This window comes from Methylophilus sp. QUAN, from assembly GCF_015354445.1.
Taxonomy (GTDB): domain Bacteria; phylum Pseudomonadota; class Gammaproteobacteria; order Burkholderiales; family Methylophilaceae; genus Methylophilus.
In genome coordinates this window covers 668,629-693,549 of the sequence record NZ_JADKYT010000001.1, presented here as the reverse complement: position 1 = coordinate 693,549, position 24,921 = coordinate 668,629, and the positions used below count along the sequence as shown (strand labels likewise).

The 24,921-nt window shown below is 51.5% G+C and carries 23 protein-coding genes; 5 read left to right on the top strand and 18 right to left on the bottom strand.

What is annotated here, in order from left to right; all coding sequences use genetic code 11:
- Positions 1-16 precede the first annotated feature (16 nt).
- Genes lspA through murJ form a run of 4 tightly spaced genes read right to left on the bottom strand, consistent with a single transcriptional unit; the run spans position 17 to position 5,846 of the window.
- Positions 17-508 (bottom strand): signal peptidase II, encoded by a 492-nt coding sequence (gene lspA / locus INP79_RS03330; RefSeq protein WP_194752916.1) that lies wholly within the window; start codon positions 506-508, stop codon positions 17-19.
- Positions 501-3,356, bottom strand: coding sequence for an isoleucine--tRNA ligase (gene ileS, locus INP79_RS03325; protein WP_194752915.1), 2,856 nt, complete (start codon positions 3,354-3,356; stop codon positions 501-503). Before ileS ends, lspA begins: the two co-directional genes overlap by 8 nt.
- 52 nt (positions 3,357-3,408) lie before the next feature.
- Complete coding sequence (locus INP79_RS03320) at positions 3,409-4,302, bottom strand: bifunctional riboflavin kinase/FAD synthetase (RefSeq protein ID WP_194752914.1); 894 nt, start codon at positions 4,300-4,302, stop codon at positions 3,409-3,411.
- Positions 4,302-5,846, bottom strand: a complete 1,545-nt coding sequence (murJ, locus tag INP79_RS03315; protein WP_194753830.1) for a murein biosynthesis integral membrane protein MurJ — start codon at positions 5,844-5,846, stop codon at positions 4,302-4,304. Before murJ ends, INP79_RS03320 begins: the two co-directional genes overlap by 1 nt.
- A 207-nt stretch (positions 5,847-6,053) precedes the next feature.
- On the opposite strand from murJ, the gene rpsT reads away from it, so the two are divergent.
- On the top strand, positions 6,054-6,425 hold the full coding sequence (gene rpsT / locus INP79_RS03310) for a 30S ribosomal protein S20 (protein ID WP_019881458.1): 372 nt from the start codon (positions 6,054-6,056) through the stop codon (positions 6,423-6,425).
- Between the two features lie 127 nt (positions 6,426-6,552).
- Here rpsT and INP79_RS03305 read toward each other — a convergent pair whose 3' ends face one another.
- The 7 genes from INP79_RS03305 to INP79_RS03275 all read right to left on the bottom strand — a co-directional run bounded on the left by INP79_RS03305 (position 6,553) and on the right by INP79_RS03275 (position 11,714).
- The gene (locus INP79_RS03305) at positions 6,553-7,701 is read right to left on the bottom strand and encodes a 5-(carboxyamino)imidazole ribonucleotide synthase (RefSeq protein ID WP_194752913.1); all 1,149 of its coding nucleotides are present in this window, start codon (positions 7,699-7,701) and stop codon (positions 6,553-6,555) included.
- Complete coding sequence (purE, locus tag INP79_RS03300; RefSeq protein WP_194752912.1) at positions 7,698-8,192, bottom strand: 5-(carboxyamino)imidazole ribonucleotide mutase; 495 nt, start codon at positions 8,190-8,192, stop codon at positions 7,698-7,700. Before purE ends, INP79_RS03305 begins: the two co-directional genes overlap by 4 nt.
- 36 nt (positions 8,193-8,228) lie before the next feature.
- The gene (gene proB / locus INP79_RS03295; RefSeq protein WP_194752911.1) at positions 8,229-9,350 is read right to left on the bottom strand and encodes a glutamate 5-kinase; all 1,122 of its coding nucleotides are present in this window, start codon (positions 9,348-9,350) and stop codon (positions 8,229-8,231) included.
- Between the two features lie 5 nt (positions 9,351-9,355).
- Positions 9,356-10,408 carry an Obg family GTPase CgtA gene (gene cgtA / locus INP79_RS03290; protein WP_194752910.1) on the bottom strand — a complete coding sequence of 351 codons (1,053 nt, stop codon included), beginning with the start codon at positions 10,406-10,408 and terminating at the stop codon, positions 9,356-9,358.
- Between the two features lie 206 nt (positions 10,409-10,614).
- A complete protein-coding gene (gene rpmA, locus INP79_RS03285) occupies positions 10,615-10,872 on the bottom strand; it encodes a 50S ribosomal protein L27 (RefSeq protein WP_019881453.1) in 258 nt (85 codons plus the stop codon).
- 47 nt (positions 10,873-10,919) lie between these two features.
- Positions 10,920-11,234 carry a 50S ribosomal protein L21 gene (gene rplU, locus INP79_RS03280; protein ID WP_019881452.1) on the bottom strand — a complete coding sequence of 105 codons (315 nt, stop codon included), beginning with the start codon at positions 11,232-11,234 and terminating at the stop codon, positions 10,920-10,922.
- 135 nt (positions 11,235-11,369) lie between these two features.
- The gene (locus INP79_RS03275; protein WP_194752909.1) at positions 11,370-11,714 is read right to left on the bottom strand and encodes a hypothetical protein; all 345 of its coding nucleotides are present in this window, start codon (positions 11,712-11,714) and stop codon (positions 11,370-11,372) included.
- Between the two features lie 115 nt (positions 11,715-11,829).
- Between INP79_RS03275 and INP79_RS03270 the strand changes: the two genes are divergently transcribed.
- On the top strand, positions 11,830-13,239 hold the full coding sequence (locus INP79_RS03270) for a PLP-dependent aminotransferase family protein (protein ID WP_194752908.1): 1,410 nt from the start codon (positions 11,830-11,832) through the stop codon (positions 13,237-13,239).
- A 101-nt stretch (positions 13,240-13,340) separates the two neighbouring features.
- Entirely contained in the window at positions 13,341-14,750 is a 1,410-nt protein-coding gene (gene ccoG / locus INP79_RS03265) for a cytochrome c oxidase accessory protein CcoG (protein WP_194752907.1), read from the top strand.
- Positions 14,751-14,796: 46 nt separating this feature from the next.
- Here ccoG and INP79_RS03260 read toward each other — a convergent pair whose 3' ends face one another.
- Positions 14,797-16,188, bottom strand: a complete 1,392-nt coding sequence (locus tag INP79_RS03260) for a 3'-5' exonuclease family protein (RefSeq protein ID WP_194752906.1) — start codon at positions 16,186-16,188, stop codon at positions 14,797-14,799.
- A gap of 280 nt (positions 16,189-16,468) precedes the next feature.
- Between INP79_RS03260 and INP79_RS03255 the strand changes: the two genes are divergently transcribed.
- On the top strand, positions 16,469-16,906 hold the full coding sequence (locus tag INP79_RS03255) for a MarR family winged helix-turn-helix transcriptional regulator (RefSeq protein ID WP_194752905.1): 438 nt from the start codon (positions 16,469-16,471) through the stop codon (positions 16,904-16,906).
- A gap of 150 nt (positions 16,907-17,056) precedes the next feature.
- Here INP79_RS03255 and INP79_RS03250 read toward each other — a convergent pair whose 3' ends face one another.
- Complete coding sequence (locus tag INP79_RS03250; protein ID WP_194752904.1) at positions 17,057-18,679, bottom strand: inorganic phosphate transporter; 1,623 nt, start codon at positions 18,677-18,679, stop codon at positions 17,057-17,059.
- 153 nt (positions 18,680-18,832) lie between these two features.
- On the opposite strand from INP79_RS03250, the gene ppk2 reads away from it, so the two are divergent.
- Complete coding sequence (gene ppk2 / locus INP79_RS03245) at positions 18,833-19,807, top strand: polyphosphate kinase 2 (RefSeq protein WP_194752903.1); 975 nt, start codon at positions 18,833-18,835, stop codon at positions 19,805-19,807.
- A gap of 49 nt (positions 19,808-19,856) precedes the next feature.
- On the opposite strand, the gene INP79_RS03240 is transcribed toward ppk2, so the two are convergent.
- From INP79_RS03240 to INP79_RS03220, 5 genes are all read right to left on the bottom strand, one after another.
- The gene (locus INP79_RS03240; RefSeq protein WP_228519697.1) at positions 19,857-20,084 is read right to left on the bottom strand and encodes a hypothetical protein; all 228 of its coding nucleotides are present in this window, start codon (positions 20,082-20,084) and stop codon (positions 19,857-19,859) included.
- A gap of 41 nt (positions 20,085-20,125) precedes the next feature.
- Positions 20,126-20,395, bottom strand: a complete 270-nt coding sequence (locus INP79_RS03235) for a hypothetical protein (protein ID WP_194752902.1) — start codon at positions 20,393-20,395, stop codon at positions 20,126-20,128.
- Positions 20,396-20,408: 13 nt separating this feature from the next.
- Entirely contained in the window at positions 20,409-20,621 is a 213-nt protein-coding gene (locus INP79_RS03230; protein WP_228519696.1) for a hypothetical protein, read from the bottom strand.
- A gap of 165 nt (positions 20,622-20,786) precedes the next feature.
- Positions 20,787-22,049 carry a nidogen-like domain-containing protein gene (locus INP79_RS03225; RefSeq protein WP_228519695.1) on the bottom strand — a complete coding sequence of 421 codons (1,263 nt, stop codon included), beginning with the start codon at positions 22,047-22,049 and terminating at the stop codon, positions 20,787-20,789.
- A 188-nt stretch (positions 22,050-22,237) separates the two neighbouring features.
- A complete protein-coding gene (locus INP79_RS03220; RefSeq protein ID WP_194752901.1) occupies positions 22,238-24,868 on the bottom strand; it encodes a bifunctional diguanylate cyclase/phosphodiesterase in 2,631 nt (876 codons plus the stop codon).
- Positions 24,869-24,921 lie beyond the last annotated feature (53 nt).

Here is a 24,921-nt window from a genome sequence, read left to right as displayed (position 1 = left end):
TCTACGCCTGCTCGCGTCACTCGTCGTTCGGCTGTTTAAAACTATCCAGCATCAACAGGCCCACCCCGACACAGATAGCACTATCGGCCACATTAAATGCAGGCCAGGCCCATTGCTGGTAATAAAACAGCAAAAAATCGACCACATAGCCCAGCGTTAACCGGTCATACAAATTACCCAAGGCGCCGCCCAATACCAGTGCCAAGCCAAAACAGAACAGCTTTTTTTGTGGATGCTTGACCAGCAGATAGACCATCACGGCCGAAGCCAGCGTAGAAACTGCCGTAAAGAAACCATGCTGCCAGCCACCAGCATCAGCTAAAAAGCTGAAGGCCGCGCCTGTGTTGTGGTAACGCACCAGGTCAAAAAAGCCAGTGACCGGCAAGTGCTCGCCATAGACGAACGCCTGCTGCACCAAATGCTTGGTGTACAGGTCGAGTGCGATCACGATGGCACTCAATATCAACCAAGGCAAAGCAGAACGTAAATTAGGCCCGAATTTAGGCATAGGTGCGCACTTCACCACTGCCAAAAAGGTTGCTTACGCAACGACCACAAATGGTCGGATGCGCTGCATCACTGCCGACATCGGCACGGTAATGCCAGCAGCGGTCACATTTGTGATGGGCTCCACCAACAACTTTTACAATGTCATCTCTTACCTCGTGATGAACAGTCAATCGTGATGTAATGAAAACAAACTTCAAATCATCACCAAAAGCATTCAAATGATTGAAAAGCACGTCATCCGCAATATATAAATCGACTTCTGCAGCTAGGGAAGAACCAACCGTGCCGAAACCTCTCGACACCTCAATTTCCTTATTAACGACTTTTCTTAACTCAATAATCGACTCCCATACAGAGAGTCTCTCTGAATTTAAACCGTGTGCAGGCAACCCATACCAATCCTCTTCAAACACAGTCGCTACGCTATCCAGCCCCAGTGTCTGCCAGATTTCATCGGCCGTGAAACTCAAAATCGGCGCCATCAGGCGCATCATGGCATGTGTGATGTGATGCAAGGCGCTTTGTGCCGCACGGCGTGCATGTGAAGTTTCACCACTGGTATACAGGCGGTCTTTCAGGATATCGAGGTAAAAACCACCTAAATCTTCAGAACAGAAACCAACGAACTTTTGCACCGCCAGGTGAAATTCGTACTTATCGTAATCAGCCAGGATGCCGTTTTGCAATTGCTGCGTCAGGTGCAGTGCATAGCGGTCAATTTCCAGCCACTGGTCGACGGGTAGCAGGTCTTTACTGGCATCAAAATCAGCCAGGTTTGAGAGCAGGAAACGCAAGGTATTACGGATACGGCGATAGCCATCGGCGACACGCTTGAGAATCTCATCACTGATGGTCAGCTCACCAGAATAATCGGTCGACGCCACCCATAAACGCAGAATATCGGCGCCATAAGTATCCATGACTTTTTGTGGCGCGACGACGTTACCTTTGGATTTACTCATTTTATGGCCAGCGCCATCAACCACAAAACCATGCGTCAGCAAGGCCTTGTAAGGCGCAGTGCCGTCAATCGCACAACCAGTCAGCAAGCTGGACTGGAACCAGCCGCGGTGCTGGTCTGAGCCCTCGAGGTACAGGTCAGCCACTGGCTGGTGTTCGGCCTCACGCACGTTTGCAGCGGCCGACAAGGTTGGATGCTGCGCAGAACGCACCACGGCATAATGCGTGGCGCCTGAGTCAAACCAGACGTCCAAGGTATCCGTCACTTTTTTATACTGCTCGGCATTCGCTGGCGCATGCTGGGCGAGGAAAGCGGCGCCATCCAGGCTGAACCAGGCCTCTATACCCTGCTGTTCTACCTGTTTGCATACGGTTTCCAGCAAGTGCATGGTTTCTGGATGTGGTTCGCCTGTTTCCTTGTGGACAAAGAACGGCATAGGTACGCCCCAGTTACGCTGGCGTGACACGCACCAGTCTGGGCGATTCTTGATCATGGCTTCCAGGCGCGCACGGCCCCAGCTCGGGAAGAACTGTGTCGCGTCGACTGCTGTATTTGCATGCTCACGCAAGGCTTTGCCATCTGGGCCGACAGAGTTCATGCCGATAAACCACTGGTGCGTCGCCAATTGCATCAGTGGCGTTTTATGACGCCAGCAATGCGGGAAGCTGTGGTTTAAACGCGCAGAGGCTAACAACACGCCATTTTCCTGCAACTTGGCCAGGATGATCTTGTTAGCATCCTGACGGCTCAGGCCGCGGATTTCTACAAATTCAACCAACTCGCTGCTAAAGAATTTGCCATCACCACCAATGAGTACGCGCGGTTTTTCATTAGGGAAATTGGCGCGCATCACCAACCAGTCATCGTTACCATGGGCGGCAGCCGTATGCACCAGGCCGGTACCGGCATCGGTCGTCACGTGGTCACCCGTGATCACTGGCACCTGGCGGTTGTCGAACGGATGCTGTAACAGCAAACCACGCAAAGCTTCGCCCTTGCAACTGGCGATGACAGAAGTATTTTCCTCTGCATATCTGGCCAAGGTTTTTTCTGCCAGATCACGCACCAGGATCAGCAAGCCTTTGCTGGTTTGAATCAGGTCATAATCCAGCTCGGCATTCACGCTTACCGCCTGGTTAGCAGGCAGTGTCCATGGCGTGGTGGTCCAGATCACGGCATAGGCATCACCATTCACGGCAGTACCAAATGCTTTGCTCAATGCAGCGTTATCTACCACCTTGAAACCGACATCAATCGCAGGTGAATTCACGTCTTCGTATTCCACCTCAGCTTCAGCCAGGGCAGAGCCGCAGTCCACACACCAGTGCACAGGCTTGGAACCTTGATACAGATAACCATTCTGGTAGATATCACCCAGGGCACGCATGATATCGGCCTCGGTGTTAAATGCCATGGTCAGGTAAGGATGATCCCAGTCAGCCAATACACCCAGGCGGATAAAGTCTTTTTTCTGCTTTTCGACCTGCTCGGCGGCATAGGCACGGCACAATTCACGGAACTTGGCCGGATCAATATTCTTGCCGTGGTTTTTCTCCACCACCAGCTCGATCGGCAGACCGTGGCAATCCCATCCCGGCACATAAGGCGCATCAAAACCACCCATGGTTTTGGCCTTGATGATGATGTCCTTGAGGATTTTATTGACGGCGTGACCAATGTGAATATCACCATTGGCGTACGGTGGGCCGTCGTGCAGAATGAATGTTGGCGCACCCTTACGCTTGGCGCGGATACGCTCGTACACCTTGCGCGCTTGCCAGCTTTTTAACCAGGCCGGTTCGCGCTTGGACAAGTCACCGCGCATGGGGAAACTGGTTTCAGGTAAATTCAGTTTATATTTTGAATCTTTGGTTTGGTCAGTCATTTAAATATCCAAAAAATCAGCCACAGATTGATGGCTGATCGATGTTCAGCGCTTATCCGTGGCTAAAATATTGTTTTGCCTGCAAGGCATCCAGCGCAATTTGCGCCTTCAATGCATCCAGCCCGGCAAATTTTTGTTCGTCACGCAGTTTATGAAAAAACTGCACATGCACATGCTGATCATAAAGATCATCATTAAAATCAAACACATGCACTTCAAGCTTGAGTTTGGGGATGCCTTCCAGGGTCGGCCGATTACCCAAATTGGCAACCGCCGGTAAATTGTTCAATTTTACCGCATAAACCCCGGTCAGTGCAGGCCGTTCATGGCGCATATGTACATTGGCTGTCGGGTAACCCAACTGGCGCCCGAGCTTGGCACCATGCACCACCTTGCCACTAATGCTGTACGGGCGATCAAGCAAGGTATGCGCCTTGACCAGTTCGCCTGCCGCCAGCGCATTACGCACCAGCGTGCTGGAGACACGCTCGCCATGTAACTGCACTTCGGGCAGCGGAATCACATTGAAGCCGTGCTCGATCAATGTTTGCACAGTGCCTGCACGCTTGGCACCAAAGCAGAAATCCTCACCAACCATGACCACATTGGCATTGAGTTGCTGTCGCAACACCTGCATAAACGTGGCTGGGCTCTGTGCGGCAAACGCCTGGTTAAAGCGTTGCACATACACATGCTGCACGCCACATTCGGCAAAATATTCCAGCTTTTCACGCATGGAGGCCAGGCGCGCAGGCGCATTCTGCGGCATGAAAAACTCGCGCGGATGTGGCTCAAAGGTCATCACGGCGGGCGTGATTTTATAGGTTTGCGCATAAGCGACCAGTTGGCGCAGCAAGGCCTGGTGCCCCAAATGCATGCCATCAAAATTGCCGATGGCAATCGCTTGCGGCGAGGATGCTGCTGGAATATGGCGAAATATCTGCATTATTTAGCCACCCGTTTCATAAAGTCCCTTGGCCGAAAACCAAGCAGGCCGAGTGCAGCAAAATACACACTCATGCCCAGCACGACGATGCCTGCCAGATGCGCCATGCGGGTCAATGTCGCCATGGCCAACCAATCACCGGACCAGGTCGCCGCCGCATGCAACACCAGTGCCATGACGGTCACCGCCACCAGCAGTTTGAGCAAGAACAACACCCAACCAGCCTGTGGCTGATAGGCGCCGGATTTCTGTAACGTCACCCAAAGCAAGGTCGCGTTCAGACAAGCCCCGAGGCCAACGGCCAGCGCCAATCCAGCATGTTGCAACGAGGTAAACCACAAGAAAGCCACATTCATGATTTGCGTCATGACCAGGGTAAAGATGGCAATTTTAACCGGCGTTTTAACATTCTGGCGGGCATAAAACCCCGGTGCCAGCACCTTCACCATAATCAGGCCGAGCAGACTCAGGCTATACGCAATCAATGCGCGCTCGGTTTGCAACACGTCCATAGAAGTGAATTTGCCGTAATAAAACAGGCTGACGACGAGCGGTTTGGAAAGCACAGCCATCGCCACCGCCGCCGGAATAGCCAGCATAAAGGTCAGGCGCAAGCCCCAGTCCAACAACAATGAAAACTCGGCGCTGGATTTATCTACATGCGCCTTGGATAAACTGGGCAACAAAATCGTGCCTAATGCCACGCCCAGTACACCGGTCGGGAACTCCATCAGGCGATCGGCATAATACAGCCAGGACACACTGCCGGTGGGCATAAACGAAGCAAAAATGTTATTCAGCACGATGGAAATCTGCGCCACAGACACGCCGAAAATAGCGGGGCCCATCAACTTAAGGATGCGGCGCACGCCTTCATCCTCAAAGTTCAAGGCATAGCGCGGCAACATGCCGATTTCCTGCAGGTAAGGCAACTGATACAGTAACTGGATAATACCGCCAACAAATACTGCCCAAGCCAATACATAGACGGAGTTGTGGAAATGCGGCGCAATAAAAATCGCCGCTGTAATAAAGCTCAAATTAAGCCAGACTGGCGTAAAGGCAGGCACCTGGAATTTGCTGAACGCATTGAGCACCCCGCCTGCCATTGATACCAGTGAAATAAACAGGATATAAGGAAAGGTGATACGTAATAGTTCAGTGGTCAATGCAAACTTGGCCGGGTCATGCACAAAGCCCGGCGAAGTCAGGCGCACAATCAACGGCGCCGCCAGCATGCCAACAATAGTAATCGCCACCAGAAACAGGCCCAGCAAACTGGCCACATGATTAATCAATGCCTTGGTCGCCTCAGGCGTACGCTGCTTGCGGTACTCGGAAAGGATAGGCACAAAGGCCTGGCTAAATGCGCCCTCGCCCGAAATACGGCGCAACAGGTTGGGGATTTTAAACGCAACAAAAAAGGCATCGGTGGCCATGCCCGCGCCAAAAATACGGGCAATCAGTGTGTCACGGACAAAGCCGAGCAGGCGCGAGATAAACGTCATGCCACCTACGGTGGCCAGTGCTTTGAGCAAATTCATAAATGGTGGAAAATACGCGCCTTCATCTATTTTTGGCAGCTTATTGCTCACAGCGAACTGTCAGCAGATTGAAAAGTTGGCCGATTTTACCATGCAGCAACAATCAATCGACTAAATGCGTTTTTAATCTTGCAAAAACAAAGTAAAAACAGTATGATGCACGGTTTCGTATCACACCCCTTTTGAAAGTTACAGGATAAAACGAATATGGCAAATACCGCACAAGCCCGCAAACGCGCGCGCCAATCCGTCAAAGTAAATGCGCACAATGCAGCATTGCGTTCTACTTTGCGTACTGCGATCAAAAAAGTAATCAAAGCGATTCAAACTGGTGACAAAGCTGCTGCTGTGGCTTCTTACCAAGAAAACGTTAGCGTGATCGACCGTATCGCTGACAAGAAAATCATTCACAAAAACAAAGCTGCTCGTCATAAGAGCCGTTTGACTGCTGCGATCAAAGCATTGTCCGGTGACACACCTGCGACTTTGGCTTCTGTGAAAAAAGCAGCTGCACCTAAAGCCGAAGCGGCACCAGCTAAAAAAGCTGCTAAGCCTCGCGCGAAAAAAGCTGCTGAATAATTTCAGTAGGGGTGCATACTAAAAGAGCCGGACGCATGTCCGGCTTTTTTATTGACTAACATCCGCCACGCAGCAAAAACCAGACACAAAAAAGCCCGGACATGCCGGGCTTTTTTAACAGTGTGAGTTACTCACCAATGTGCAATTCACTGCGCGCCACTTTAGCGGCATTGAGCACAGCTTGCGCGTCCTCACCAATCACTGTGAAATGCCCCATTTTGCGCGCTTTGCGCGGCTCATGCTTGCCGTACAGGTGCATTTTGAGGTTGCCATGCGCAAAGGCTCTATCCCACGCAGGCTCAACCTGCTTGCCGCTATACAGCCAGCTATCACCCAAAATATTCACCATGACTGCGTTGCTATGCAAATGCGGACTGCCTAATGCCTGGCCAGTAATCACACGCACTTGCTGCTCAAACTGGTTGGTCACGCAGGCATCCAGCGTGTAATGACCGGAATTATGCGGACGCGGCGCAATTTCATTCACCAGCAACTGGTTGCCGACCACAAAAAACTCCACCCCCAATACACCGACATAATTCAGGCTATTGGCCAGTTTTTTCGCCAGCTCTTGCGCATTGGCTTTAATCACTTCAGAGCAACGTGCAGGCGCGATACTGATATCAAGAATACCGTTCAAGTGGCTATTTTCAGCAGTGGGGAACGCAGCAATATTGCCATGCACATCGCGCGCCAACACCACGGAGACTTCCAGGTCCAGCGGTAACATTTTTTCCAGCACGCAGGTTTCCTGCTTAAAGCCCTGAAAGGCGGCCACCGCTTGTTCGCGGTTGGCGACACGCGCCTGACCTTTGCCATCGTAACCAAAGCGCGCCACTTTCAGCACCGCCGGGTACATATCACCATCTTCTGGCAAATCGCTTTCAGCCGTCACTGGCACAAACGGCCCAACAGGCAAGCCAGACTCCTTGAAGAACGTTTTTTCCTTGATGCGATGCTGGGCGATCGCCACTGCATCCGCACTCGGATGCACAACGGTCGATTTCGCCAAGGTAGCCAGCGTTTCAGCAGGCACATTTTCAAATTCGGTTGAAATCGCCTGGCAGGTATCCGCCATCACCTTCAAAGCCGCCGCATCGTCGTATGCCGCACATAAATGTACATCGGCAATCATGCCCGCCGGGCTATTCTTGTCAGGATCCAGCACCGCCACCTTGTAGCCCATTTCATGCGCTGCAATGACGAAAAAACGGCCAAGCTGGCCGCCGCCCAACATACCCAACATAGCAGAAGGTTGAATTACGGATGATGTCATGGTTTTTCGCTCAACTCCATTGCATGAACTTTTTCAGCTTGTTTTTTGCGGAAAGTCGCCAGCTTCTCAGCCAACGCCGCATCCTGGTTAGCCAACATCGCAACCGCAAACAAACCTGCATTCGCTGCGCCCGCATCACCAATGGCAAACGTGGCCACCGGGATACCCTTAGGCATCTGCACGATAGACAGTAGCGAGTCTTGCCCTTGCAGGTGCTTGGAAGGCACAGGCACGCCCAATACCGGCAGAGTCGTTTTCGCAGCGACCATGCCGGGCAAGTGCGCAGCACCACCGGCACCGGCAATAATCACCTGGAAACCATTGCTTGCAGCAGATTCCGCAAACTGGAACATCAGGTCTGGCGTGCGATGCGCAGACACCACGCGCGCTTCGTAAGCGACACCAAAATCTGCCAGCATTTGCGCGGCATTTTTCATCACTGGCCAGTCACTGTCCGACCCCATAATAATGGCTACCAAAGGTTTACTCATCACGTTGCCTTGTCACTCTCTTCGTCTTGTTGGCAATTAAACCAATACCAGATTATCTCTGTGTATCAACTCTTTTTCTTCTACATAGCCCAGTACACTTTCAATCTCGTTGCTGGGTTTACGCTTAATTCTGCGCACTTCATTGGCATTGTAATTGACTATGCCTCGCGCCCACTCTTTCCCTTGTGCATCGACACAGGCGACCACATCACCGCGCTCAAACTGGCCCAATACGTCGACCACGCCAATCGGCAATAAACTCTTGCCATCTTTGCTCAGCACACTGACGGCACCATCATCCAGCACCAGTTTGCCACCCACACGCAAATGATCAGCCAGCCACTGCTTCTTCGCCAGCGTTTTCATTTTGCCTGCTTTTAGATGTGTGCCTATGGCCTCACCCAGGCTTAAACGCATCAACACCTCTGGCTCACGGCCAGAAGCGATGACGGTATGCGCGCCGCTATTGGCCGCACGCTTGGCAGCCAGGATCTTGGTCAACATGCCACCGGTGCCCACGGCACTGCCGGCGCCACCCGCCATGCTTTCCAGCTCGGGATTACCAGCGGTTTCAAAATTGATAAACACCGCATTGGGGTCTTTGCGCGGATCAGCAGAATACAGGCCTTGCTGGTCGGTGAGGATAATCAGCGCATCGGCTTCGATCAGGTTGGCGACTAGCGCGCCAAGGGTATCATTATCACCAAAGCGAATTTCTTCGGTGACCACCGTATCATTTTCATTGATGATGGGAATGACGTTTAAATCGAGCAAGGTACGCAAGGTTGTGCGCGCATTCAGGTAACGCTTACGGTCGGCCAGGTCCTCATGCGTCAGCAACAATTGCGCCGTGTGCAAACCATGTTGCGCAAAACATTGCTCATACATCTGCACCAGGCCCATTTGCCCCACAGCGGCCGCAGCTTGCAGCTCATTCACTTCTACCGGACGCTTTTTCCAACCCAGTCGCTGCATGCCCTCAGCGACCGCACCGCTAGATACCAGCACCACTTGCTTGCCTTGTTTGACCAGCGCACTGATTTGTTGTGCCCAGGCCGCAATCGCAGTCTTATCCAAGCCCTGGCCATTATTGGTCACCAGACTGGAGCCGACCTTCACAATCAGGGTTTTGCTGTCTTGTATGAGTGAAACGCCCATAAAACTTATTCTGTCGCTGGCTGCGGTTGTGCTGCTTCTAGTTCGCGCTGCGCACGCACCTGTTCAATATGGTCCATGATGGCGTACGTCAGCGTCTGGCAGCCGATGCCACTGATTGCCGAAATCGGGAACACTGGACCATCCCAGCCATAGGCTTTGACAAAGTCAGCCACTTTCTGCGCACTGTCTTCCAGCATGTCAATTTTATTCAGTACCAGCCAGCGCGGTTTATCGTAAAGTTCCTGGTCGTATTTTTTCAGCTCATTCACGATGGCTTTGGCCTCCTGCACCGGATCAACCGCATCATCAAACGGCGCCAGGTCAACCAAATGCAACAGCAAAGAAGTACGCTGCAAATGACGCAAGAACTGATGGCCCAGGCCAGCCCCTTCAGCCGCACCTTCAATCAGGCCAGGCACATCGGCAATGACGAAGCTGCGGTTGCTGTCGACACGCACCACGCCCAGGTTTGGATGCAGCGTGGTAAACGGATAATCGGCCACCTTTGGTTTAGCCGCAGAGACTGAGCGGATAAAGGTAGATTTACCGGCATTAGGCATGCCAAGCAAGCCGACGTCCGCCAAGACTTTCAACTCCAGATACAGCTCGAATGCCTCACCTGGGTCACCTTTAGTACACTGACGCGGGGAACGGTTGGTACTGGTTTTAAAGTGGATATTACCCAGGCCGCCATTGCCGCCTTTGGCCATCATCACTTTCTGGCCATCCGCACTCAAGTCCACCATCATCTGCCCGGTGGCTTTATCGCTGATAGTCGTGCCGACGGGCACGCGCAGGATCATGTCATCACCACCTTTGCCGTAGCAATCGGAACCGCTGCCATTCTCACCGCGTTGTGCTTTAAAAGTACGCGTATAGCGGTAATCCACCAGCGTATTGATATTACGGTCAGCCACGACGAAGATAGAGCCGCCGCGACCACCATCACCACCGTTGGGGCCGCCCATAGGCTCATACTTTTCGCGGCGGAACGTGGCAACGCCGTTGCCACCGTCACCGGCGTAAACTTTGATAGTAGCTTCGTCAATAAACTTCATGATAAAAATTGCTTTACTCGTAATCTCGCATGTTTTTCTGTGCTCGCTTCTTGCCGTACTATTTGTACTGTCTGCGTCGCTGCGCGCAAAAAAAACAAGCAAGCTAACTTCGTACGCTAATTTTTACTGTAAGTATCAACAGTAATCTGCGAACTATAAAGTAAAAAGCCCCGTCAAGCGACAGGGCTTTTTACATAAAACTTTGATTAAACCGCTTCGATGCTCACGGTATGACGCTTCAACGCGCCTTTGATTGCAAATTTAACTTTGCCTTCTACCAATGCATACAGTGTGTGGTCTTTGCCCATACCGACGTTTTCGCCAGCGTGCATTCTAGTACCACGTTGGCGAACGATGATGCTGCCAGCGTTAACTACTGTTTCACCGAAAGCTTTAACGCCCAGGCGCTTGGCTTGTGAGTCGCGACCGTTACGTGAACTACCGCCTGCTTTTTTGTGTGCCATGTTTGATTCCTTATTCTAGCAATCTGCTCTACTCAAGCAGAACGTGCTTATTTTGCTGAAATAGTGTCGATTTGAATTTCTGTGTAGCTCTGACGATGACCTTGAGTCTTGCGGTAGTGCTTACGACGACGCATTTTGAAAATCATCACCTTGTCACCACGGCCGTGCGATACCACGGTAGCACTGACTTTAGCACCAGCAACCAAAGGTGCACCAATCGTGGTTGACTCGCCGTTAGCAATCAACAACACTTTGTCGATTACAACAGTAGAACCAACATCACCAACCAATTTTTCTACTTTTAATTTGTCACCAGCGGCTACTTTGTACTGTTTGCCACCTGTTTTAATCACTGCGTACATAATGATGCCTTAAACGTCGCCTTTTAAAGAACCCGCAATTATACGCAATTTATTGCAGAATGCAAATATATTTGCGCATGTTTTTCATGTCCAGCCGGACCGCCGGTTTGACTGCCTTTTTTGCCGCCAAAAGCGCTATTTTACAGCGTATCGCCAGGGACGGATACTGCCATTGGTGTAATACCGATAGACCGCAAATACACACTCCAGCAATTCGGCAGACAGCTGCGTATCCTCGCCCGCAGCCGTGCGTAACGAAACCACGCGGTACATTGGCTGCATTTCAATATTATTCAATGAGCTTAACGGTTGAAAGTGTACGCAGGCAAGTGGATGATCCTGCTGCAACAAGTGTACGTTAAACATGTCCGTGACCCGCAGTTGCAAGGCCTGGCCGTCATGCAGGGTCAATGCATAGTGTTTTTTATTCTGTTGCGTCACGCTTTTCACTGCTGACGCCAGCAATTCTGAGACTTGCATCACTCGCCTTTTTAACAAAAGTCGCAGCTTATCGCTGCCAGGCATTGCCGAACAGCCACAGTTTCGATTAAATTAACCATATCAGATTAGAGACTTAACGGCGGCAGGACCAGTTGTGAAAAAATACGAAATCATCGCCGAAGAAATCGCCAGCGCGATTCAGCAAGGCCTGCTCAAACGCGGCGATAAACTGCCTTCCATCCGCCAGATACAGACCAGCAAGCAGGTCAATGCGTCTACCGTATTTCAGGCTTATTATCTATTAGAAGCACGCGGCCTGATTGTGACGCGCCCGCGCTCCGGCTATTACGTCGCCGGGCCGCTGCGTAGCGAACGCCTGTTACCGCACACCGCCAGTGACGAAGGCACACCGACCACGCTGCAAGTCAGCGACTTGGTATTCAACCTGCTCGAGCGCATCAAAGACCCGCAGCAGATTCCGTTCGGCTCAGCCTTTCCCAGCCCGTTGTTATTTCCGCTGTCAAAACTGGCAGATCATATGGCCAGCACCGTGCGCCGTATGCAGCCGCAAGATACGGTCAGCGATATTGGCCAGGGCGATATCGCACTCCGGCGCCAGATTGCCTTACGCTACCAACTGGATGGCAAGCCAACTGACCTCAGCGATATTGTGATTACCAATGGCGCACTGGAGGCGCTCAACCTCTGCCTGGCCGCCGTGACCCAGCCTGGCGATAGCGTCATTATCGAATCGCCCAGTTTTTATGCGGCTTTACAGGCAATTGAGCGCATGGGTTTGCGCGCGATTGAGGTGCCCAGCCACCCCGAGCAAGGCATAGACCTGGCGGCATTGGAGCGCGCCATTATCCAGCACCAACCCAAAGCTTGCTGGCTGATGACCAACTTCCAGAACCCGACCGGCAGCCTGATGCCGGAGCAAAAAAAGCAGGCCTTGGTCGAGTTGATCACACGCTATCAATTGCCCATGATAGAAGATGATGTGTACCGCGAATTATATTTTGGCAAACAGCGTCCGCTACCTGCCAACACCTGGGATAAAGAAGGCTGGGTGATGCATTGCAGCTCTTTTTCCAAAGCGCTGGCACCGGGATACCGCGTCGGCTGGGTATCCGCCGGGCGCTTTGCCGAAAAAATCACCCGCTTAAAAATATCCACCACCCTGGCCACCTCAATACCAGCACAACTGGCATTAGCGAGCTACCTGGCCAAAGGCGGCTATGACAAACACTTGCGCCAGCTACGGCACCAGCTCATGTTGCAGCAACTGCAATTCTCGCAAGCCATCCACCAGCACCTGCCGCCACAAGTACGCTTTACCTTGCCGCAAGGCGGCTATTTCTTATGGCTACAGCTGCCAGATCAACGCGATAGTTTGCAGCTGTTTCAACAAGCAATTGCCGAAAATATCAGTCTCGCTCCCGGCCATATGTTTTCGTCACAACAGCAATACGCCAGTTATATCCGGCTCAATTACGGGCATACCGTCAATCACGTGCATTTGCAGGCCATTGAACGCCTGGGACGATTGATCAAGCAGGCGTGAATATTGCAAATCTGATATGGTTTTTTAACAAAAAACTGAATCTGTTTTAAATCCACCTTCTCTTTTACACTGCATTCGTCTTATTAATACCGAGTGCTTGTATGACATCTTCACGCAGTAAACCTGTGATCCCGATTGTGGCAGCCCCTGTCGCCGGGCAGACTATTTCGCTTTACCAGAAAACACCTAAGGTGTATCCACGCTCAGTCAGCGGCTATTTTAAAAATTGGCGCTGGCTGATGATCTGGCTGACACAATTAGTGTTTTACGGCATGCCCTGGCTGCAATACGGCGGCCGCCAGGCATTGCTGCTGGACATCGACACGCACCGCTTTTACCTGTTTGGCCTGGTGATTTTTCCGCAGGATTTGTTTTATCTGGCACTGCTACTGATCATCAGCGCTCTGGGCCTGTTTTTATTTACTGCAGTGGCGGGCCGCCTCTGGTGCGGCTTCTCCTGCCCACAGTCGGTATATACCGAGATTTTTTTGTGGATGGAGCGCACGATAGAAGGTGACCGCATGGCCAGGCAAAAACTGGATAGCCAACCCTGGGGGATGCGAAAAACCGGCATTAAAGTGAGCAAGCACTCCGCCTGGCTGGCTTTCTCCCTGGTCACTGGCTTTACCTTTGTCGGCTATTTCACACCGATACGCGAATTATTCAGCGATATGGTGCAATGGCAAATGGGCGGCTGGTCCTGTTTCTGGCTAGGATTTTACGGACTGGCCACCTATGGCAATGCCGGTTTTTTGCGCGAACAAGTGTGCAAGCACATGTGCCCCTATGCGCGTTTTCAAAGCGCGATGTTTGATAATCACACCTTGATTGTGGCCTATGACAGTGCGCGCGGCGAACCACGTGGTGGCCGCAGTAAAAACCAGGACTACCAGGCTGATGGATTAGGGTCGTGTATAGACTGCAATATCTGCGTACAAGTATGTCCGGTCGGCATTGATATCCGCAATGGTTTGCAATATGAGTGCATCAGTTGCGGCCTATGTATCGACGCTTGCAATGACGTCATGGACAAAATGCAATACCCACGCGACCTGATCCGCTTTTCGGCGGCGGGCCTGAGCGGGCAACACAAACTGCGGCAGCATTTATTGCGCCCACGCGTGTTGATTTATAGCGGATTGTTTGTATTGATGACTGCCTGGTTAGGCTACGGGCTGTTGCATAAACCGGATTTCAAAGTCGATATCATGCGTGACCGCAATATCATGTACCGCGAAACCGGCCATGGCATTGAAAACCCTTACCAGTTGCACCTGACCAATGCGACCGAACACAATCAGCGTTATCAGGTACGTGCCAGCGGCATAGACGGCTTGCGCGTGGAAAGTGAGCAGACACTCACAGCAGCCCCGACTGAGGAAATATTAGTGCCATTGAGTTTGTCAGTGCCTGCGAGCGATCTGCAAGGCAGCCATCGTATCCAGATTGAGGTAACAGCGCTCTCGAATGGCGAGCAAGTATCTACTAATAGCACCTTCTACCTGCCCTGATACTTACCCTACCCCTTACCCGTGTACTCGGCTGGTGAACGCCTTCCTAACCAGCCAGATCCAGTACACGGGTCTTTTTCTGCGACAGCATTTTCAACAGCAGCTTATAACTATCAAGATCAAACTTAAGCGCTGTGTTTTGCTCGCGTAAAGCCAGCAAACTCTCGTCATCCACCGCCACGCCCACATACACCCAGTGCTCAAACACATGAATCTGGCGCAGGTCATTTTCAAGGTTATATTCTTCAATACCGATCTTGCCGCGATACGGCCAGGCTTTGAGTTGATGCGCCATCAGTGCCTGCTGCACACGCAAGGCGTGCATCTCTGCCGTCTCCTGCCCGCAACACACGCCTTTACAGCGTTTGAGCTGGTAAGCAACACACGGCCCGTCACGCCCGGTTTCCAGACCCAGGGTTTTGGCACATAAATGGCTGAGGTCGGCAATTTTACGCAAGGTCTCAACCGCCTGCCGCTTGCTCCTAAACGTACCGAACAAACGGGCCATTTGGCTGGGGTCAATCTCATCCTCATTCACCAGCCTGACTATCGGTTGTGCACCAGCCACTAACTGCCAGCTGCACAACTGACGCTCGCGCCGCAATTGCCGGTTATAAATCGGCATGCGCTCTTTCACCAGCCGTGACTCCAGCAACAAGGCGCTAAATTCGCCTGCGGCGGGTATCCATTCAAAGCGTTTCATTTCCTGTGTCATGCGCATCTCTTTACTGGAGGCGTGGTCACTACTGAAATGCGATAGCACGCGGGCGCGCACATTCACGCTTTTACCTATATATAAAGGTAAGTCGTTCTCGCCATAAAACAGGTAAACGCCTGGCGCCTCGGGCAACTCGCCAACCAGGCTGGCATCAATATGCGGCGGCAAGGTGGGTGCCGCCATGAGTTTGAGCGCCGCGGCTTGCACGACCTCTGCGCCCAAGTCTCGCCTGGCATCATTGAGCATGATCAGTATCGCTTCAACGTCCCCCATGGCGCGATGACGTGCCAGGCCGGTGATCTGGTGACGCGCGACAATCGCATCTATGCCATGACTGTAATGCTGCGGGTATAACAGGCGCGAGAGCTTGACTGTACACAGCACCGGTTGCCGCAACGTGATGCCCAGCCGCTTGAATTCAGTTTTTAAAAAGCCATGATCAAAACGCACATTATGCGCAGCCAGCACCGAGCCTTCCAGAAACGCTAACAGCTTATCTGCCACCTCAGCAAACAGAGGTGCATCGGCCACCATGCTATCGTTAATACCGGTCAATGATTGAATAAATGGCGGGATGGGCTGTTGCGGGTTGACCAAGGTTTGCCAGCGCAGGGTTTCCACGCCATGATCAAAGCGTACCAGCGCAATTTCGGTGATACGGTCACGTAAAGGGGTAGCCCCGGTGGTTTCGAGGTCAAGAAAAGTAACGGATGGCAACATGACGCAAAAGGCTTTCTACTGCACAGCTATCAGGCGGGAAATCCTGCTCATTTTAGCGCATTTTCATCTATTCTCGGCCATGCCAACAAATGGCTATTCCCCGCTTCCCAGCCGGGCCTTTCACCTTACGATCGGCTATAAACAACCACTTTTATCGCTGAATGTCTCATATCTTATATAAAACCAGTGTTTCTCCTACAAAACAGCTATAGACACTCACCGCGATTGATGCTGTAATGATTAATGATTCCTATTAATGACAATATAATTTTTTAAGCTCATGCCTAACCTCTATCTGGAAAACCAATTGTGCTTTTCGCTCTACTCGGCAACCCATGCCTTGTTGCGCTCTTACAAGCCCGATCTGGACAAACTGAACCTGACTTATCCGCAATATCTGGTATTGGTTGCACTATGGCAATACAAACAGCTGTCCATTAAACAAATCGCCGAAAAACTGATGCTGGAACCAGCCACCATTACACCGGTAGTCAAACGCCTGGAAGTGAAAAAACTGACCAAACGCACACGCCAGAAAGATGATGAGCGCGTGGTGATTGTCAGCCTGACCGAAGAAGGCCAGGCCTTGCGCAGCAAACTGTCAGATGTTCAAAAACGTGTGGCCTGTGACACCGGGCTCAACAACAATGCGTTTGACACGCTGAATCAAACGCTGAATACCCTGACCAAGAATGTAACGTCTAAAATCCCGGACTAGCCCTTAGTCCTGCTCAGCTCAGCAGCAGTCACCAGCATAACCATCACCACTAACCTTCCAGCCTTTGCCAGACAAAAGAAATGTAGCGTTTGCACATTTCTTTTGTCATGCCCCTGATCTCAACCTAAGCACTTTAAAAATCTAAGCACTTTAAAACAAATGGGTGAACAGCCAGTACAAACTGCCTGATAACACCATTGCCATAGGCAAAGTCAGCACCCAGGCCATCAGCAGATTGCGGATGGTGGACATTTGCAGACCAGACTTGTTTGCGGCCATGGTCCCCGCCACCCCAGATGACAACACATGGGTGGTCGAAACCGGTAACCCATACATATCCGCGGCACCTATCATGGTCATGGCCACCAGCTCGGCCGAGGCACCCTGGCCATAAGTCAGGTGCGTTTTACCAATCTTCTCACCAACCGTTACCACAATACGTTTCCAGCCCACCATGGTGCCCAGGCCAAGCGCAATCGCGACCGCTACTTTTACCCATAATGGAATAAACTTGGTTGCGCCATCAATTTCCTTTTTAAACGCAGTGACATTGGCTTTGGTATCCGCATCAAACTTGACGCCCTCATCCTTGTCCAGAAAGCGGATGGCCTCAGACACCAGGTACATATCGTTACGCACGTTGCCCACCTGCTCAGCAGGCACTTCAGCAAAGGTCCCATGTGACTTCACTTGCTCGCCTATGCTGCCGGTCATGGCAGCCAAGGCAGGCACCACGTCAGGCGTCACGGCCTTGGTGCGCACATACTCAGTCAGCACATGACGTGCGGCTTCGTCACTGGCAGGCGGCGCTAAACGGGTGTTGTGTTCCAGTGATTGCTGGGTGACTTGCGCCACTGCAACAAACTGCGTCATTTGGTCCACTGGCATGGCTCGGTTTAAGGCGTAGGCCATAGGCACCGTCCCCACCAGAATCAGCATAATGAGGCCCATGCCTTTTTGGCCATCATTGGAGCCATGCGCAAACGACACGCCGGTACAGGTCAGAATCAGCAACCCGCGTATCCACAATGGCGGTGGTTTATTGCCTTTGGGTTCATGGTACAGCTCTTTGCTTTTGACCAAGGCTTTGAGCGCCAGCAATAGCAATGCCGCGAAGAAAAAACCAATCAAAGGTGAAAGTAACAAGGAGTAACCAATTTTTGTCGCTTGCGCCCAATCAACACCGCTGGTGCCATCACGGCCATGCATCAGCGCATTGGCAACACCCACACCGATAATCGAGCCAATCAAAGTGTGTGAGGAAGAGGCTGGCAAACCTAGCAGCCAGGTGCCTAAATTCCACAAAATGGCGGCGATCAGCAAGGCAAATACCATGGCAAACCCTGCGCCAGAACCCACTTGCAAAATGAGCTCCACTGGCAATAAGGAAATAATGCCGAAAGCCACCGCGCCGCTAGACACTAACACGCCCAGGAAGTTAAACGTGCCTGACCAGATTACCGCGAAGTTTGCTGGCAAAGAATGTGTGTAAATAACGGTCGCAACGGCATTCGCCGTATCATGAAAGCCATTCACAAACTCAAAGGCGAGCGCAATCACCAGCGCCACACCCAGCAAAATAAATGGTAACCAGGTGGTCGTTTGTGCGCCGGTATCCGTCACATCATGCATCAGGCTAAAGCCGGTATAGACCAGGCCCATGAGCAGCAAACCGACGAATACCGCAATGGTCAGCACACCAGACTTCTTATCAAGATTAGGTTTAGACGCACTCTGTAACAGCGTCGAATGACTAGCCGCTGAAGTTTCCATCAATATTCTCCGGGTGTTCTATTGAGAACCCAAAGTATTGGTTTGAAATATGTCATATTGATGACAAAAAACCATGGTCGTGTGCGCAATAGTCATCAAACTGTCATGCTTTAAATCTACATTAGAGGTCTGCCTATCCTGATCGGAACGCCCATGACGACTGAAAAATCTGCCGAGATTGAAGCTGTTGATGAACGCTTGTCTATGGACGAACGATTCAACAATGAAATGCTGGATAGTTTTGATGAAGAGCTGGAAATGGAACTGGACGACGAACGTATGGACCAGATCCTGGCCGAATTTGCGGCCGCGACCAATATGGATGGCCAACCGTCTACGCACAGCAAGTCCACCCTGTCTGATCGCCAAACCTATTTCAAAGAACTGTTCCGGTTGCAAGGCGAACTGGTCAAACTGCAAGACTGGGTCGTGCGCAACAAATTGAAAGTCGTGGTGCTGTTTGAAGGGCGTGATGCCGCTGGTAAAGGAGGCGTCATTAAGCGCGTCACACAACGCCTGAACCCGCGCGTTTGCCGGGTGGCGGCATTACCAGCCCCCAGCGAGCGAGAGCGTTCGCAGTGGTATTTCCAGCGCTATATTTCGCACCTGCCAGCAGGCGGTGAAATCGTGCTGTTTGACCGTAGCTGGTACAACCGTGCCGGTGTCGAGAAAGTCATGGGCTTTTGTAACGACGATGAGTACGAAGAGTTTTTCCGCTCAGTGCCCGAGTTTGAAAAGATGCTGGTGCGCTCCGGCATTATTTTAATTAAATACTGGTTCTCAATCACCGACGACGAGCAGCATTTGCGCTTTATGACGCGCATCCACGATCCGCTCAAGCAATGGAAACTGAGCCCCATGGACCTGGAATCCCGCCGCTTGTGGGAGCAATACACCAAAGCCAAGGAAGTCATGCTGGAACGTACGCATATCCCCGAAGCGCCGTGGTGGGTCATAGAAGCCGTCGACAAAAAGAAGGCGCGCCTGAACTGCATTAGCCATCTGTTAAGCCAGATCGAATATGGGGAGGTGGAACACGCGCCTGTCGTCCTGCCCAAGCGCGTCTACAACGCCGACTACATCCGCGAGCCCGTCCCCAAAGAAATGTTCGTTCCTGCCAAATATTGAGACTAGCAACCGGCTGTGATGCACACATCACAGCCTTTGTGCTTGGGCCTTAATCCGGCATATTCAATTGCCGCATAAATGCCTGAAAAGACCCTTTGGTCGCATGCAAAGCCTGCAACTTGCTGACAGACTCATCCAAAGCATCACTCATCACTTCCAGCGCGTCTTCATCCAGCCGCAAACTCATGGCACCAATCTCAAGCTCTATCGTGCGGTGTGTTTCACAATAATGCACACGAAAACCGGCCTGGCCGGACAACAGAATTTTCTTACACATACTTTCCTCACTCATACTCAACCCCTAAACACGGTTGTTTTTTATATTGCCAGTGGCGTTTCAGCCTGCTCATGCTCATTGACCAGCAAAGTCCATTGCACACACATGCGGCGCGATACACTACAAATCAGGTCTGAATCTGCATACTCCGGCGCAGTCAGTGTTTCGGCCAGGCGCAAGGCCTGCTTCGCCAGGTCATAGGTTGGCTTTTTGATATACAAGGTCGCCACATACAACAGTGACGCCATCACTGATTCAGCATCAGGCAAACTGGGGTCGTAACGCATCGCGTGGATATTCATCGCATTCATGGCCATCTCTCTTTCAAATACTCATTTCGATTTCAGTCTGCATCACAATCCGGGCCGCTGCCTTGCGTAGCATTTCGTTGATGACGATAAAGCTGTCGGCCTCAAATTTAAGTGTGGTACCACCGACCTCAAGCTCCACCGTGTCTGAAGACTGGTGATAAAGCACTTTGCAGGCGGTTTTTCCAGCCAGCATGGTTTTTCCAACCACCGTATGACGTTTCATCATGACTCTCCTTGGCTAAACTGTCTTCAAATGATAATAATTATCATTTACATAGTCAAGTGAAATTACATCACAAGCTATAGAGGTTTGAAAGCAGCCCCTTTTTTCAGCCATCTATCAATAAAAAACCCTGCAAAAGCAGGGTTTCAGAAGCCAGGCAAACAAACGTTAAGCGCGCATTTTTCTGCGCATGGCCAGCAGGCCCGCCAGGCCGCATAACAACATGGCATAAGAAGATGGCTCAGGCACTTGTGCTACCAATGTCGTGATCGGTGTTTGCGACATCTGCACAACACCTGCATTCAAAAAGGTCAGGCCGGTGACAAAAGCTGTCGTGTTAGCCGGATCCAGCATCGCCGCAGTATCAATACCGGCCACCGTAAAGCCTGACAAAGGCGTCGCAAAATGAAACACTGTGCCGCCAGCCACGGTCCCCAACAAACCACCAGGGGTCATGTCGCCTAAGGCATAAATGGCATAGCCATCCGTATCAGCGGCCAGCAACGGCAACAATACAGACGTAAACTGATTGCCGCCCGACACTTCGTAGTCATAGCCAACCGCCACTAGCGGGTCAACAAACACGCGCTGATTCAACTGTACGTTAAACTCAAACTGATAAGTGCCATCCACAACCACCGGGAGAAACGCATTTTCAGCGGTTTGCCCTGGCAAGGCGCCGTTATTAAACGAGAAGCGCCATAAACCAGGGGTCGCGGTAGACACATTGCTCAAATTGACCAGGTTCAGCACCTCGTTCGAGAAAGAGCCTGGTAATACTTCGTAGTTCACATTATTGCCTGCATCATAGCCAGCTTGTGCAGGCGTGCCGCCCAAGCCATTGACGCCGCCACTGGCGCTACCTGTCGTCCATTGCAAACGGTCATAACGAAACTCGGCACTAAAACTACCATTCATCGTCCCTGGCGTTTTCTGCAGCACTAATTGAAAATTGTTCTGTTTGTCATTCTGGGCAGGAAAATAGCCAACGTTATGCCAGGTCACCACTACCGAATCGGCAGTTGGCGAAGCCACATAGACACGATTACTGCCTACGGGATCAGGTGCCTGACCAGCACGCGTATCCACATCTGCCCAATAGGGTGCAATCATTGGCTGGCTGGCAACCGGGAATGCGATCGGCGTATAACTCTCCAAGGGGCTTAAGAAGCTGATGTTGCCATTGTTATTAATAAAAAAACGGCTGAAATCCTGGCCAAAAAAGTTAATCCCAAATGGCAGGTTCAAGGCATTGCTTGAGTCATCATCATTCGGCAACATGGCCAACTCACCGAAACCGGCCTCTCCACCAAACCCGCTTAACAGCTCAATCGCCTGTAACTGCGTGGACAAACCCACCAGCAAAATAGCCAGGCTGACTTTCTTCATCTGGGATACAACAATACGGCGACTACCCTTCTTATTACTCATGATGGTACTCATGGTGCAACTCCTCACTTTAATGATTTATCAAGATCTTTTCGTGAGTTATTTTAACAATATTTAAATTTAATTAATATATAAACGCAACATTAAACATGCAAAAACGGGGAGATGCCCGCCACGCAAACTGCGTACAGCCTCGATCAAACACATGGGCGGGGGATATGGCTCAGGTATTAATAAGACAGCAGGAAAGTCGTGGCGTCGTCACTGCTCATGGGTTTGCTCAGCAAATAGCCCTGCATCTCATCACAGCCTTGCGCTTGCAAGAAGGCTTTCTGCTCCGGCGTCTCCACGCCCTCGGCAATGGTTTTCATACCCAGGCTGCGCGCCAGCTGGATAATCGCGATGACGATCGCCTTGTCCTCATCGTCGGTGGTAATGTCGCGGACAAAGCTCTGGTCGACCTTGAGTTTATAGACTTTAAATTTTTTCAGGTAGCTGAGTGAAGAATAGCCAGTGCCGAAATCATCTATCGACAAACGCACGCCCAAGCCGCTCAGTGCATCCATCATAGCCACCGCCCCTTCCGGGTTTTCCAGTGCCACGCCTTCGGTCAGCTCCAACTCCAGGCATTGCGGTGACACCTGGTAACGTTCAAGCACACTCTTCACCAACGCAGGCAGTTTGGGATCGCGGAACTGAATACTGGACAAGTTGACCGAGACAGAAATGTCTCTAATGCCCGCCAACTGCCAGGCGTGGATTTGCTGTGTGGCCTGCTCCAGCACCCAGCTGCCGATGGAGATAATCAAGCCGCTGGACTCGGCCAGTGGAATAAATTCAGCTGGTGAAATAAACCCTAGCTGCGGATGCTTCCAGCGCAGCAAAGCCTCTACGCCAATCAAGCGGCCAGAATCGAGTGCGACTTGCGGCTGGTAATATACCGCCAGTTGTCCCAGCGCAATAGCCTGACGCAAGGCGTTGACCAATTGCAGATTACGCGCAGTTTGCACTTGCATGTGGTTGCTAAAAAACCGGTAGCTATTGCGGCTTTCTTTTTTAGTACGATACATGGCGACATCGGCATTGCGTTGCAGGCTTTCCATATCGAGACCGTCATCCGGATAGATGGCAACCCCAACCGATGCGGTAATGGTCAACTCGTACTGGTCGATCACAAACGGCTGCTCCACCGCTTTCAGCAAGCGCTCGACAACCTCTTTGGCAATGGCATGATCAGCCTCGGCCAGCAGAAATACAAACTCATCGCCACCCAGGCGGCAAATAGTGTCTTGCGGCCGCACCAGGCTTTGGAATCGATGCGTTAATGCGACCAACAGGTTATCGCCGTAGCGGTGCCCCAAACTATCATTCACATCCTTAAAGTGATCCAGATCCAGAAACATCAGTGCGAACTGACCGTCCTGATCCCAGGCTTTTTCAATCTCCACAATCACACGCTCATTGAGCAGATTGCGGTTGGGCAGACCTGTTAAGGCATCATAATTGGCCAGAAAGCGTATGCGCTCTTCTGCTTCTTTACGGGTGGTGATGTCACGAATAAACGCGCTGTAATAATGTTCATGGTCGCGCTTGATTTCAACGATGGTCAACTCGACCGGAAACTCGCTGCCATCACGTCGCAATGCGGTAATTTCAATTAATTTACCTAATAATCGCGACTGCCCCGATTGCTGCAAACGCCGCATGCCCTGATGATGTGCCTCACGATAGGCAGGCGGCACAATGACATCTTCCAGCATGCGCCCAAGCACCTCCGCCCGCGTATAACCAAACATCTGCGCGGCAGCCCGGTTCCACTCCACAATCGCGCCTTGCAGGTCTATATTCACAATGGCATCCAGTGCGTTTTCCAGCACCAGTTGCGCACGCTGCTCGCTCATCAGCAAATTGGTTTGAAACAGGCTGTTCTGCGCCTGCACCTCAAAACGGTCGAGGGCGAAATCAATATTCGCCACCATGCCTTGCAGCAAGCGCTGGATATCCGGTTCAAATGCCTGCTCGTGCTCGGCATACAATGACAGGCAGCCGATAACTTTGCCTTCAGTATGCAATGGCAAAAATGCCGCAGCTTTCCAGGCAAACTCGGTGGCCTTGTCATGCCATACGGCGCTGATCGGATTGGTCTGGAAATCATGCACCCAGTATGGGTGATCGGACAGCATGCTTAAACCACAAGGCCCTCTGCCACTCGCGGCAGCAGGGTCCGCCGAGATCAGCACTTCGTCCAGATAATTAATACCCGAGCCAAAGGCACTGGACACCACGATCTGCTTGCTACCTCTATCCAGCTCCCCAATCCAGGCCATATTGGCATGACCCAAATTCACAATAATCTGGCAAATCTGTTCAAACAGGCGGTGTTTATCCTGGCTCTGCACAATCGCCTGGTTACATTGACTCAAGGCGAGATAGAGCTGATTTAACTGTTGATGATGATGTTTAACCGAGGCGCCATCGCTATCCAGTTGCGTGAGCTGTGTACGTAATTGCTGCCAGCCTTCTTCCACACTGGCAGAGTCGGTCGGTGCAAACATGACTGGGCTAAACGTATCACCGGCATAAGCATCGGCCAGCACGCGGTTAAAGGTTTGCAGGTCTGCGGCTTGCATCGCCAGAGCAGTGCGTTGTTGCTGCCAGATGAGGATGGTTAATACCCCCCATAAGGCCACGCCTAAAGAAAGTAACAATACAACCAGTTTATGGGTGGCTGACGGAAGGGTGAGCGCAGTAAGGCTGGCCTGCGTAAACGCGAGGCAAATTAACAGCGAAAACAAGACCATCAGCCACAAACGTCTGATTAGCTTGCCCCGCCCTGCAGATGTGAATTGTTGTGCAGACATGGATGTTTAGCCTAAGCCCCCGTCCACTACTGTAAGGGATGTGACTCAAATCA

Excerpts from the sequence above, each read along its gene's own strand:
- lspA (WP_194752916.1), bottom strand. The coding sequence starts at position 508 with ATGCCTAAATTCGGGCCTAATTTACGTTCTGCTTTGCCTTGGTTGATA.
- ileS (WP_194752915.1), bottom strand. The coding sequence starts at position 3,356 with ATGACTGACCAAACCAAAGATTCAAAATATAAACTGAATTTACCTGAA.
- INP79_RS03320 (WP_194752914.1), bottom strand. The coding sequence starts at position 4,302 with ATGCAGATATTTCGCCATATTCCAGCAGCATCCTCGCCGCAAGCGATT.
- murJ (WP_194753830.1), bottom strand. The coding sequence starts at position 5,846 with ATGAATTTGCTCAAAGCACTGGCCACCGTAGGTGGCATGACGTTTATC.
- rpsT (WP_019881458.1), top strand. The coding sequence starts at position 6,054 with ATGGCAAATACCGCACAAGCCCGCAAACGCGCGCGCCAATCCGTCAAA.
- INP79_RS03305 (WP_194752913.1), bottom strand. The coding sequence starts at position 7,701 with ATGACATCATCCGTAATTCAACCTTCTGCTATGTTGGGTATGTTGGGC.
- purE (WP_194752912.1), bottom strand. The coding sequence starts at position 8,192 with ATGAGTAAACCTTTGGTAGCCATTATTATGGGGTCGGACAGTGACTGG.
- proB (WP_194752911.1), bottom strand. The coding sequence starts at position 9,350 with ATGGGCGTTTCACTCATACAAGACAGCAAAACCCTGATTGTGAAGGTC.
- cgtA (WP_194752910.1), bottom strand. The coding sequence starts at position 10,408 with ATGAAGTTTATTGACGAAGCTACTATCAAAGTTTACGCCGGTGACGGT.
- rpmA (WP_019881453.1), bottom strand. The coding sequence starts at position 10,872 with ATGGCACACAAAAAAGCAGGCGGTAGTTCACGTAACGGTCGCGACTCA.
- rplU (WP_019881452.1), bottom strand. The coding sequence starts at position 11,234 with ATGTACGCAGTGATTAAAACAGGTGGCAAACAGTACAAAGTAGCCGCT.
- INP79_RS03275 (WP_194752909.1), bottom strand. The coding sequence starts at position 11,714 with ATGCAAGTCTCAGAATTGCTGGCGTCAGCAGTGAAAAGCGTGACGCAA.
- ccoG (WP_194752907.1), top strand. The coding sequence starts at position 13,341 with ATGACATCTTCACGCAGTAAACCTGTGATCCCGATTGTGGCAGCCCCT.
- INP79_RS03260 (WP_194752906.1), bottom strand. The coding sequence starts at position 16,188 with ATGTTGCCATCCGTTACTTTTCTTGACCTCGAAACCACCGGGGCTACC.
- INP79_RS03255 (WP_194752905.1), top strand. The coding sequence starts at position 16,469 with ATGCCTAACCTCTATCTGGAAAACCAATTGTGCTTTTCGCTCTACTCG.
- INP79_RS03250 (WP_194752904.1), bottom strand. The coding sequence starts at position 18,679 with ATGGAAACTTCAGCGGCTAGTCATTCGACGCTGTTACAGAGTGCGTCT.
- ppk2 (WP_194752903.1), top strand. The coding sequence starts at position 18,833 with ATGACGACTGAAAAATCTGCCGAGATTGAAGCTGTTGATGAACGCTTG.
- INP79_RS03240 (WP_228519697.1), bottom strand. The coding sequence starts at position 20,084 with ATGTGTAAGAAAATTCTGTTGTCCGGCCAGGCCGGTTTTCGTGTGCAT.
- INP79_RS03235 (WP_194752902.1), bottom strand. The coding sequence starts at position 20,395 with ATGAATGCGATGAATATCCACGCGATGCGTTACGACCCCAGTTTGCCT.
- INP79_RS03230 (WP_228519696.1), bottom strand. The coding sequence starts at position 20,621 with ATGATGAAACGTCATACGGTGGTTGGAAAAACCATGCTGGCTGGAAAA.
- INP79_RS03225 (WP_228519695.1), bottom strand. The coding sequence starts at position 22,049 with ATGAGTAATAAGAAGGGTAGTCGCCGTATTGTTGTATCCCAGATGAAG.
- INP79_RS03220 (WP_194752901.1), bottom strand. The coding sequence starts at position 24,868 with ATGTCTGCACAACAATTCACATCTGCAGGGCGGGGCAAGCTAATCAGA.